Here is a 10591-nt window from a genome sequence, read left to right as displayed (position 1 = left end):
GGCGGCGCCCGCGTAGAGTGCCGCCATGCTTCGACTCGCCCTCGCCCTGCTCCTCCTCGCCCCCGTCGCGGCCAAGGCCGACGAATGCGACGGGCTCGCCCAGCAGATCGCGGCGGCGACCGGCGGCAAGCTCGGGCGCCGCTCGGGGCCGAGCATCGACATCAAGGTGCCGGGCAGCATCAAGGTCGACCTCACCTGCCGGGCCGAGCCGATCGTCCAGGCGAGTTCCGGCGACCCGAGCCCGTCCCCGGCCTTCTTCCAGGATCTCTCGGTCGCCGCGCAGCTCCTCGTCGGCGAGTCGCCCGCGGCCGTCCAGGCGATCCTGGTCAAGGCGTACCAAGCCTCCCTCGCCGAGCGCCGCAAGTCCTTCATCCAGCAGAACGGCTGGTCGGCGAGCTGCTACACCGACAGCGCGGGCTCGATCCGCACCCTGTGCTCCGTGGGGCGGATCCCGCGGGGGTGAGGACGGCTCGAAAAGCCGGGATCTCCAGATTTCATGAATCGTGCCGGGTACTGTCTCGGGCACCGCCGAGTCGCCCCTGAAAGCGCCCGCACCTCGCTCCTGCGGGCGCGCTGAGACCCGCTCAGTACTCGATCACGTCTTCCAGCGCGTAGTGCTTCACCGTCTTGCGGTTGGCGATCAGCTCCTCGACCGTGGGCTCCCCCTTGAGCGCGCGGGCGATGGCGAGCTTCGTCGCCTCGTAGTTCGTCCGGTAGAGGTCCTTGCGGTCGAGGTTCGGATCCTCCGCGCAGCGCGGGTCGAGCCAGATCATGATGATCATGCAGAGGTCGTCGAGCCCGTCCTTCGGCAGGACGCCCTCGATGATGCAATCGACGATGGCATCCCCCGTGGCCGCCTGGACCACGCCGCCGAGGAGCTCGACGTATTCCGCCGTGTGGATCGTGGCCTTGGTGGTCATCATGGTGGCCGGGCGAACGAGCTGGTTGAGGTCGCGCACCACGAACATGCGGGTGTGGCCCTGCACTTGGCCCATCATGTTCGCGAAGGCCTGCCCCGCCGGCCCGCGGGTGGAGCCGATCAGCACCTCGGGCATCGCGTCCGTGTACTGACCTTCGGCGGCGAGCACCGTCGCCTCGCCCGTGCGGAACCAGATCTCGGACATCGCGTGACATTCCCTCGCGTCTATGACGAGGGCGCAGAAACACCGGCTCCGGCGGGGCGTCAATCGGACGAGCCATGCGATTTTGCGCGGAGCCGGCGCCGCCTTCCCCCGAAGGCGCTGGTCAGGCCGCGCGCGATGCGCCATGCAGGACGGGCACCGGCATGCCCGGTGGGACCAGAGACGCGCCCGATGAACGGATCAGAGAGGAGCCGCGACAGAAGCCGGGACTGGAGCCTGTCGGTCGCCGCCGCCGAGGACGGGGTGCGCCTCGAATTCGGCCTGAACGACCTCGACGGCCGCCCTCTGACCGCGATCCTCGATCTCGACCGGGGCGAGGCCCGCAACCTCGCCCGCGCGCTCCTCGCCGCCGCCGGCGACGCGATGGAGCGGACCTTCCCGCACCCGCCGAGCGGGGAATAGGGCCTCAGCGCACGCCGACGTCGCGGCGGCCGGGCAGGCGGGGCACGCGCGTGCCGCGGGGCTCGACCGGCCCCGCGCAGGTATAGGCGAACTCGGTCTGCAGGTCCGTGAAGATCGTCTCGCCGGTGATCCGGCAATCCTCGCGCACGGTCTCGTCGAGGTAGGTGCGGGCCGCGAGGCGGAAGCGCTCGGTGCGGCTCGCGGCAGGGTCGCGCCCGGCATAGCGGTCGCCGATGCCGCAGCCCGTCACTTCCCGCAGGGCGTCCGAGACGATCAGCATCCGGCGCTGCTGGCGCTGGTCATAGACCTCGTAGGGTTCGTTGCAGCCGATCGTGACGACCTGAGGCGTCAGGCTCACGTAGGTCTTCGAGATGTAGGAGAAGCCGGTGCAGCCCGCGACCGACAGGCCGAGGGCGAGAACCGGTATGAGCCGCATGCCTGTCATCGCCATCCCGCGCCCGCTTCGCCCGCGCATTGAAGCGGGGCCGTGGGCGCGGTCAAGCGCAGGCCGGCCACAGGCCGCCCGCATGAGCAGCTATCCCATGAGCAGCTATCCCATGGGCAGCTATCCCGTGCGCACCGAGCGCACATGCCCCTACTCTGCGGCTGCCGCGAGATAGCGGGCCGGGTCGTAGTTGAGGATCGGCCCGAGCCAGCGCTCGACCTCGGCGACGTCCATCCCCTTGCGGGCGGCGTAATCCTCGACCTGATCGCGCTCGACCTTCGCGACGCCGAAATAGTGGGCGTCCGGATGGGCGATGTAGAGGCCCGAGACCGAGGAGCCGGGCCACATGGCGTAGGATTCGGTGAGCTTCACGCCCGCCTGTGCCTCGGCGCGGAGCAGCTCGAACAGGGTCACCTTCTCGGTGTGATCGGGCTGGGAGGGGTAGCCGGGGGCGGGGCGGATGCCCGCATAGTCCTCCCGCACCAGATCGCCCGGCGTGAAGGCCTCCTCCCTGGCATAGCCCCACAGCTCCTTGCGCACGCGCTCGTGCATGCGCTCGGCGAAGGCCTCCGCGATCCGGTCGGCGAGCGCCTTGACGAGGATCGAGCGGTAATCGTCGTTCGCCCGCTCGAAGCGCTCGGCGATGCGCACCTCCTCGAGACCCGCGGTGACCACGAAGCCGCCGACATAATCGGCGATGCCGGTCCCGGCCGGGGCCACGAAATCCGACAGGCCGGTATTCGAGCGCCCGTCGCGCTTCGAGAGCTGCTGGCGCAGGCCGTGGAAGGTGGCGAGCCGCTCCTGCCGACTCTCGCCGGTATAGAGGGCGATGTCGTCCCCGACGCTGTTGGCCGGCCAGAAGCCCACCACCGCCTTCGGGTTGAACCAGCGCTCCTCCACGATCTGTTTCAGCATCCCTTGCGCGTCCTCGAACAGGGCGCGGGCCGCCGGGCCCTGCTGGGGATCGTCGAGGATCGCGGGGTAGCGGCCCTTGAACTCGTAGGTCTGGAAGAAGGGCGTCCAGTCGATGTAGGGGACGAGCTCGGACACCTCGTAGCTGCGGAAGGCGCGGGTGCCGGTGAAGCTCGGCTTCGTGGGCTCGTAGCCCGACCAGTCGATCCGGAAGGGGTTGGCGCGGGCCTTCGCGAGCGGCAGGCGCTGCTTCTCGGCCTCCGAGCGGGCATGCGCGTCGGCGACCTTGCGGTACTCGGCGCGCAGGTTCTCGATCGTCGCCCCGCGCGTCTCCTTCGAGATCAGGCTCGACACGACGCCGACGGCGCGGCTCGCATCCGTCACGTAGACCGCCTGCCCCCGCTCGTAGGCCGGGTGGATCTTCACCGCCGTGTGGACGCGGCTCGTGGTGGCGCCGCCGATGAGGAGCGGCACGTCGAAGCCCTCGCGCTCCATCTCGCCGGCCACGTGCACCATCTCGTCGAGCGACGGCGTGATCAGGCCCGAGAGGCCGACGATGTCGACCTTCTCGCGCTTGGCCGTGTCGAGGATCTTGGCGGCCGGCACCATCACGCCGAGGTCGATGATCTCGTAATTGTTGCAGGCGAGCACGACGCCGACGATGTTCTTGCCGATGTCGTGCACGTCGCCCTTCACGGTCGCCATCAGCACCTTGCCGGCGGCCCGGCGCACCCCGTCGCCGCCGTTCAGCCGCTTCTCCTCCTCCATGAAGGGTTCGAGATAGGCGACCGCCTGCTTCATCACGCGGGCGGACTTCACCACCTGCGGCAGGAACATCTTGCCCGATCCGAACAGGTCGCCGACCACGTTCATGCCGGCCATGAGCGGCCCCTCGATCACGTGGAGCGGGCGCTCGGCCCCGGCCCGTGCCTCCTCGGTGTCGGCCACGATGTACTCGGTGATGCCGTTGACGAGCGCGTGCTCCAGCCGCTTCCCGACCGGCGCCTCGCGCCAGGAGAGGTCGGCGGCCTTGGCCTGCGCGCCGCCACCCGACTTGAAGCGCTCGGCCGCCTCCAGCAGGCGGTCGGTGGAATCGTCGCGGCGGTTCAGCACCACGTCCTCGCAGAGGTCGCGGAGCTCGGCCGGGATCTCGTCGTAGACCGCGAGCTGGCCGGCATTCACGATGCCCATGTCCATGCCGGCATGGATCGCGTGGTAGAGGAAGACCGCGTGCATCGCCTCGCGCACGGGCTCGTTGCCGCGGAAGGCGAAGGACAGGTTCGACACGCCGCCCGAGATATGGGCGTGGGGCAGCGTCTCCCGGATCTGGCGCGTCGCCTCGATGAAGGCCACCCCGTAGGGGTTGTGCTCCTCGATGCCGGTGGCCACCGCGAAGATGTTCGGGTCGAAGATGATGTCTTCCGGCGGGAAGCCGACCTCCTCGGTCAGGATGCGGTAGGCGCGGGTGCAGATCTCGACCTTGCGCTCCAGCGAATCCGCCTGGCCCTGCTCGTCGAAGGCCATCACCACCACCGCCGCGCCGTAGGAGCGGCAGACACGCGCGTCGTGGATGAACTTCTCCTCGCCCTCCTTCATGGAGATCGAGTTCACGATCGCCTTGCCCTGCAGGCACTTGAGGCCGGCCTCGATGACCTCGAACTTCGAGGAATCGACCATCACCGGCACGCGGGCGATGTCGGGCTCGGCGGCGACGAGGTTGAGGAACTCGACCATCGCCTTCTTCGAGTCGAGCAGGCCCTCGTCCATGTTGACGTCGATGACCTGTGCGCCCGCCGCCACCTGGTCGCGGGCGACGTCGAGGGCCGCCGCGTAGTCGCCGTTGGTGACGAGCTTGCGGAACTTGGCCGAGCCCGTGACGTTCGTGCGCTCGCCCACGTTCACGAAGGGGATCTCCTTCGTGAACGTGAAGGGCTCGAGCCCCGAGAGCCGCATCAGCGGCGCGATCTGGGGCACCGTGCGGGGGCTCTTGCCCGCGACCGCTTCCGCGATGGCGCGGATGTGGTCCGGCGTGGTGCCGCAGCAGCCGCCGACCATGTTGACGAGGCCGCTCTCGGCGAATTCGCCGACGAGTTGCCCCATCGCCTCCGGGCTCTCGTCGTAGAGGCCGAACTCGTTCGGCAGGCCGGCATTCGGGTAGGCGCAGACGAGGGTGTCGCAGACGCGGGACAGCTCGCTGATGTGGCCGCGCATCTCGCGGGCGCCGAGCGCGCAGTTGAGGCCGAAGGTGAGCGGGCTCGCATGCCGCAGCGCGTGCCAGAAGGCGGTCGGCGTCTGGCCCGACAGGGTGCGGCCGGAGAGATCCGTGATCGTGCCCGAGATCTGGATCGGCAGCCGGATGCCGGTCTCCTCGAACACGGCCCAGGCGGCGGCGATCGCCGCCTTGGCGTTCAGCGTGTCGAAGATCGTCTCGATCAGGATCAGCTCGGCCCCGCCCGCGATGAGGCCGCGCACCTGCTCGGCATAGGCGTCGCGCACCTGGTCGAAGGTGACGGCGCGGTAGCCCGGATTGTTCACGTCGGGCGAGATCGAGAGCGTGCGGTTCGTCGGGCCGATGGCGCCGGCCACGAAGCGGCGGCGCCCGTCCTGCGCCTCGGCGAGCTTCGCCGCCTCGCGGGCGAGGCGGGCGCCCTCCGCGTTCAGCTCGTGGATGATCGATTCCATGCCGTAATCGGCCTGGGCGATCGTGGTGCCGGAGAAGGTGTTCGTCTCGCAGACGTCGGCGCCGGCGAGAAAATAGTCGAGGTGGATCTGCCGGATCGCGTCGGGCTGGGTCAGGATCAAGAGGTCGTTGTTGCCGCGCTGATCGTGCCCGTGATCCTTGAAGCGGCCGCCCCGGAAATCCTCCTCGGTGAACTTGAGGCGCTGGATCACGGTGCCCATCGCGCCGTCGAGCACGAGGATTTTTTCGGCCGCGCGGGCGCGCAGGGCCTTCTCGATCTCACGGCCGTCGACGGGGGGAAAGGCGGTCATCGGGTCTCTCGGTTTGATGCGGACGTTTCCCTCCCCGGCGGGGACGGGAGAGTTCGCGGCTCTCGGAGCCTGCTCGTTCGTGCTCCAGCCACCGACCTCTTCCCGAGGTGCGGAGCCGGGGAAGAGGTGCGGTTGCGGGTCAGGCCGCCGCGCGCGTCGCCGCCACGGGGCGCTCGCCCCGCAGGCCCAGCAGGTGGCAGATGGCGTAGACGAGATCGGCGCGGTTCATCGAGTAGAAGTGGAAGTCGTGGATGCCGCGATCCACGAGGTCGAGGACCTGCTCGGCCGCGACCGCCCCCGCGATCAGGCGGCGGGTGTCCACGTCGTCGTCGAGCCCCTCGAAGCGGTGGGCGAGCCACTCGGGCACCGAGGCGCCGGTGCGGCGGGCGAAGTTCGCCGCCTGCTTGAAGTTCTGCACCGGCAGGATGCCCGGCACGATCGGAATGTCGATGCCGCGCGCCCGCACCCGGTCGACATAGCGGAGATACACGTCGTTCTCGAAGAAGAACTGCGTGATGGCCCGGTCCGCGCCCGCATCCACCTTGGCCTTGAGCGCGTCGATGTCGGCGTCGAGCGAGGCGGCCTCCGGATGCTTCTCCGGATAGGCCGAGACCGAGACCTGGAAGTCGCCGATGGCCTTGATGCCGGCGACGAGGTCGCAGGTCTGCTGGTAGCCGCCGGGATGGGGCGCGTAGGCCGTGCCGACACCCTCGGCCGGGTCGCCGCGCAGAGCCACGATGTGGCGCACGCCGACGTCCCAGTAGGAGCGCACCACATCGTCCACCTCGCCCTTGGTGGCGTTGACGCAGGTGAGGTGGGCAGCGGGCTTCAGGGTCGTCTCGCGCACCATGCGGGCGACCGTGTTGTGGGTGCGCTCGCGGGTCGAGCCGCCGGCGCCGTAGGTCACCGAGACGAAGCTCGGGTTGAGCGGCGCGAGCCGCTCGATCGAGGACCAGAGCGTCCGCTCCATCTCCTCGGTCTTCGGCGGGAAGAACTCGAAGGAGACCTGGATCGGGCGGCAGCCCTCGCGGCTCGCGCGGTAGGTGGAGGCTGGCATGGCGGTCCTCTCGTGTTTCCTGGTCGGCCCGCCCGATGCGGACCCTGACATCTCAAGGGGCGGTCAGGCGACCGCCCGATCGTCGGCGAGACCGTCCAGCACCGCCCGGCTCTCCTCGGCGAGCCAGAGCGTGACGGTCAGTTGGTGCTCGGCCTGCGCGGTCGGGGCGAGATCGCGGGTCTCGACCGCGCCGAGCCCGGCCTCGGCGAGCCAGCCGGAGACCTGCTCGGCGGCGAAGCCGAGGCGGCGATGGGCCTGAGACTCGCGCAGGTATTCGAGATCGTGGGGCGCGAAATCGACGACCAGGAGGCGCCCGCCCGGCGCGACGAGGCGGCCCGCCTCGCGCAGAGCCCGGGCGGGATCGTCGAGATAGTGCAGCACCTGATGCACGACGACGAGGTCGAAGCTGGCGCGGCCGAAGGGCGGCGCGTGGATGTCGCCCTGGCGCAGGTCGACCCGCGACAGGCCCATCCGCTCGAGGTTCGCCCGGGCGACCGAGAGCATGGCGTGGCTCGAATCGAGCCCGGTGGCGCGGCCCGCACGCGGGGCGAGGAGGCCGAGCATCCGGCCCGTGCCGGTGCCGAGATCGATCAGGCTCTGGATCGGGCGCGGGCCCAGCACGTCGAGCACCGCCGCCTCGACGGTGGCCTCCGGCACGTGGAGCGAGCGGAGCTGGTCCCATTTCGGCGCGAGCCGCGCGAAGAAGGTCTGCGCGGCTTCCGCGCGCTGCGCCCGCACCGCCTCGCGGCGGGCCTGATCCTCCGAGAGCGGCGGCGCATGCCGGTCGAGCCCCGCGAGCAGCGGATCGACGAGGCCGGCGGAGGTCTCGCACAGACGGAAGAAGGCCCAGGCTCCCTCGCGGTGCCGCTCGATCAGCCCCGCCTCGACGAGGAGCTTGAGGTGGCGCGAGATGCGCGGCTGCGACTGGCCGAGGATGTCGGTGAGGTCGGAGACCGAGAGCTCGCCCTCGGACAAGAGTGCGAGGATGCGCAGGCGCGTCTCCTCGGCCGCCGCCCGCAGGACGCCGAGGGCGTCCGCGAAGGGGACCGGAGCTGCCGCTATGGAGCGCTCTTGAGACATAAAGATATCTTTATGTGCGCAGAAAGCCGTTGGCAAGGGCTATTCGCGATGCACGTCAAACCTCGTTCCAGAGCCACGCCGCGCCCCGCACGCCTGAGGCGTCCCCGTGCAGGCTCGGGCGGATCGGCGTGTCGAACGCGTCCGAGAAGACGTGGGGCGCGGTGGCGGCCGGCAGGCCCGCCAGCAATTCCGGCACCCGCGAGAGGCCGCCGCCGATGACGATCATGTCGGGGTCGAGGATGTTGACGACGTGTGCGACCGCCCGGCCCATCCGGTCGAGATAGGCGGCGAGGGTGGCCCGCGCATCCGCATCGCCGGCGCGCGAGGCCAAGACGATTGCCTCGCCGGTCAGCGCCTCTCCGGTGCGGCGGGCATGGTCGGCGGAGAGGCCCGGCCCGGAGAGGAAGGTCTCGATGCAGCCGCGGCGTCCGCAATAGCAGGCGGGACCCGGCCGCTCCTCGTCGCGGGGCGCCGGAAGCGGGTTGTGCCCCCACTCCCCCGCGATGCGGTCGCGCCCCGACAGAACCCGTCCCCGGATGGCGATGCCGGAGCCGACCCCGGTGCCCAGGATGATGGCCCAGACGAGTTCGGCGCCGGCGCCCGCGCCGTCGACCGCCTCCGAGACGGCGAGGCAGTTGGCGTCGTTCTCGACCCGCACCGGCCGCCCGAGCGCGGCCACGAGGTCGGCGGCGAAGGGGCGCCCGTTCAGCCAGGTCGAGTTCGCGTTCTTGATCAGGCCCGTGCGGGCCGAGATCGCGCCCGGCATGCCGATGCCGACGCTGCAGGGGCCGCCCGCCTCCGCCTCGAGGCGGGCGACGAGGCCCGCGACGGCCCGGACCGTCGCCGCGTACTCGCCCCGCGGCGAGGCGATCCGGCCCTCGGCCAGGGTCCGGCCGGCCCGATCGAGGACGATGCCGGCGATCTTGGTGCCGCCGAGGTCGATGCCGAGGCGATGGGTCTCCGCGCCCACGCCGCCCTACTGCGCGGCGGCCACCTTCGGGGCGTGCTCGCTCGTGTCCATCGGCTCGGGGGATTCGTCCGAGATGTGGGTGCCGATCGCGACCGGGTGCGCCATCACCTCCCGGAGCTTGGTGGCGTCGAGTTCGCCCTCCCAGCGGCTGACGACGACGCAGGCGACGCCGTTGCCGACGAGGTTCGTGAGGGCGCGGCATTCCGACATGAACTTGTCGATGCCGAGCACCAGCGTCATCGCGGCGACCGGGACGGGGTTGTTCGGGATCGCCGCGAGCGTCGCGGCCAGCGTGATGAAGCCGGCCCCGGTGACGCCGGAGGCGCCCTTCGAGGTCAGCATCGCGACGATGATGATCGTCGCGTACTGGCCGATCGAGAGGTCGGCGCCGACGGCCTGCGCCAGGAACAGCGTCGCCAGCGTCATGTAGATGTTCGTGCCGTCGAGGTTGAACGAGTAGCCGGTCGGGATGACGAGGCCGACGACGGAATCCGAGCAGCCGAGGCGGCGCATCTTCGTCATCATGTGCGGCAGCACGGTCTCGGAGGAGGAGGTGCCGAGCACGATGAGCAGCTCGTCCTTGATGAAGGCGAGGAAGCGGAAGATCGAGAAGCCGGCGAACCGCGCGATGCCGCCGAGCACCACGATCACGAAGAGCAGCGCCGTGACGTAGAAGGTGCCGACGAGCCAGGCGAGGTCGACGACCTTCTGGATGCCGTACTCGCCGATGGTGAAGGCCATGGCGCCGAAGGCACCGAGGGGGGCGAGCTTCACGATGAGCCCGATGATGCGGAAGAAGACCTGACCCGCCGTGTCGATGGCGTGGGCGATGCCGTCGGCCTTCGCGCCCATGCCGGTGACGACGACGCCGGTGAGGATCGAGATCAGCAGAACCTGCAGCAGGTCGCCGGTGGCGAAGGCGTCGAAGAAGCTCTTCGGGATCAGCGCCATGATGTGGGCCACCGTCGAATCGGCGGCCGCCTTGCTCGCGTAGGTCGCGACCTTGCTGGCATCGAGCTTGGACGGGTCGGCGTGGAAATCGGCGCCGGGCTGGATGATCTCGCCGACGAGGACGCCGATCAGCAGCGCGATGGTCGAGACCACCTCGAAATAGATCAGCGCCTTCAGGCCGACGCGGCCGACCTTCTTCAGGTCGCCGATCGAGGCGATGCCGTGGACGATGGTGCAGAAGATGATCGGCGCGATCATCATCTTGATCAGGGCCACGAAGGCATCGCCGAGCCATTTCAGCGACTTGCCGAACTCGGGGTAGAAGTAGCCCACCGCGATGCCGAGCGCGATCGCGATCAGCACCTGGATGTAGAGGACCTTGTACCAGGGCTCGCCTGCGGTCGCGGGCGCAGCCGTCGCCGGTGCTGTGGGGGTCGTCGCCTGGGCCATGTCCCTCACCCGTGCGCGCCGAGAAGCGCGCCCTTCCTGATCTCGGTTTTTCGAGACGCTAGCGAAGTTGCGGCGGACGCTCAACTCGCTCTCGGTAGTCCCACTCCGCACAAACGTTACAAAATCTGTCGATCTCGGGGGAGACGATCTTCCCAAGTCGACGGGCCGGTCGCACTCAAGGTCGAGGCGGC

At 69.9% G+C, this 10591-nt stretch carries 9 protein-coding genes; 2 read left to right on the top strand and 7 right to left on the bottom strand.

All coding sequences use genetic code 11. The annotated features are described in order from the left end of the window. Positions 1-25 precede the first annotated feature (25 nt). Complete coding sequence (locus tag J2X36_RS05970; RefSeq protein ID WP_132254777.1) at positions 26-463, top strand: hypothetical protein; 438 nt, start codon at positions 26-28, stop codon at positions 461-463. 121 nt (positions 464-584) lie between these two features. Here the strand turns inward: J2X36_RS05970 and fae are convergent, their stop codons facing one another. After that, complete coding sequence (gene fae, locus J2X36_RS05965; protein WP_132254776.1) at positions 585-1124, bottom strand: formaldehyde-activating enzyme; 540 nt, start codon at positions 1122-1124, stop codon at positions 585-587. A gap of 189 nt (positions 1125-1313) precedes the next feature. Here fae and J2X36_RS05960 point away from each other — a divergent pair, with 189 nt between their 5' ends. Beyond that, on the top strand, positions 1314-1544 hold the full coding sequence (locus J2X36_RS05960) for a hypothetical protein (RefSeq protein WP_132254775.1): 231 nt from the start codon (positions 1314-1316) through the stop codon (positions 1542-1544). 4 nt (positions 1545-1548) lie between these two features. Here the strand turns inward: J2X36_RS05960 and J2X36_RS05955 are convergent, their stop codons facing one another. The 6 genes from J2X36_RS05955 to J2X36_RS05930 all read right to left on the bottom strand — a co-directional run bounded on the left by J2X36_RS05955 (position 1549) and on the right by J2X36_RS05930 (position 10400). Next, entirely contained in the window at positions 1549-1995 is a 447-nt protein-coding gene (locus J2X36_RS05955) for a hypothetical protein (RefSeq protein ID WP_132254774.1), read from the bottom strand. A gap of 144 nt (positions 1996-2139) precedes the next feature. Continuing rightward, positions 2140-5892, bottom strand: a complete 3753-nt coding sequence (gene metH, locus J2X36_RS05950) for a methionine synthase (RefSeq protein WP_310347268.1) — start codon at positions 5890-5892, stop codon at positions 2140-2142. A 139-nt stretch (positions 5893-6031) separates the two neighbouring features. After that, the gene (metF, locus tag J2X36_RS05945; protein WP_132254771.1) at positions 6032-6949 is read right to left on the bottom strand and encodes a methylenetetrahydrofolate reductase [NAD(P)H]; all 918 of its coding nucleotides are present in this window, start codon (positions 6947-6949) and stop codon (positions 6032-6034) included. 63 nt (positions 6950-7012) lie between these two features. After that, positions 7013-8029 (bottom strand): metalloregulator ArsR/SmtB family transcription factor, encoded by a 1017-nt coding sequence (locus J2X36_RS05940; protein ID WP_132254770.1) that lies wholly within the window; start codon positions 8027-8029, stop codon positions 7013-7015. Positions 8030-8084: 55 nt separating this feature from the next. Next, complete coding sequence (locus J2X36_RS05935; RefSeq protein ID WP_310347265.1) at positions 8085-8999, bottom strand: ROK family protein; 915 nt, start codon at positions 8997-8999, stop codon at positions 8085-8087. Between the two features lie 6 nt (positions 9000-9005). Further along, positions 9006-10400: a dicarboxylate/amino acid:cation symporter gene (locus J2X36_RS05930; RefSeq protein ID WP_132254768.1), complete on the bottom strand. Its 1395-nt coding sequence runs from the start codon at positions 10398-10400 to the stop codon at positions 9006-9008. Positions 10401-10591 lie beyond the last annotated feature (191 nt).

Origin of the sequence: Methylobacterium sp. BE186 (genome assembly GCF_031457035.1) — a bacterium.
In the GTDB taxonomy this organism is placed as follows: Bacteria; Pseudomonadota; Alphaproteobacteria; order Rhizobiales; family Beijerinckiaceae; genus Methylobacterium; species Methylobacterium segetis.
Note: the sequence above shows the minus strand (reverse complement) of the source record. Positions and strands in the feature narration are given on the sequence as shown.

Coding starts and splice junctions, on each gene's coding strand:
- J2X36_RS05940 (WP_132254770.1), bottom strand. CDS start 8,029: ATGTCTCAAGAGCGCTCCATAGCGGCAGCTCCGGTCCCCTTCGCGGAC.
- J2X36_RS05955 (WP_132254774.1), bottom strand. CDS start 1,995: ATGGCGATGACAGGCATGCGGCTCATACCGGTTCTCGCCCTCGGCCTG.
- fae (WP_132254776.1), bottom strand. CDS start 1,124: ATGTCCGAGATCTGGTTCCGCACGGGCGAGGCGACGGTGCTCGCCGCC.
- J2X36_RS05970 (WP_132254777.1), top strand. CDS start 26: ATGCTTCGACTCGCCCTCGCCCTGCTCCTCCTCGCCCCCGTCGCGGCC.
- J2X36_RS05960 (WP_132254775.1), top strand. CDS start 1,314: ATGAACGGATCAGAGAGGAGCCGCGACAGAAGCCGGGACTGGAGCCTG.
- metF (WP_132254771.1), bottom strand. CDS start 6,949: ATGCCAGCCTCCACCTACCGCGCGAGCCGCGAGGGCTGCCGCCCGATC.
- J2X36_RS05930 (WP_132254768.1), bottom strand. CDS start 10,400: ATGGCCCAGGCGACGACCCCCACAGCACCGGCGACGGCTGCGCCCGCG.
- metH (WP_310347268.1), bottom strand. CDS start 5,892: ATGACCGCCTTTCCCCCCGTCGACGGCCGTGAGATCGAGAAGGCCCTG.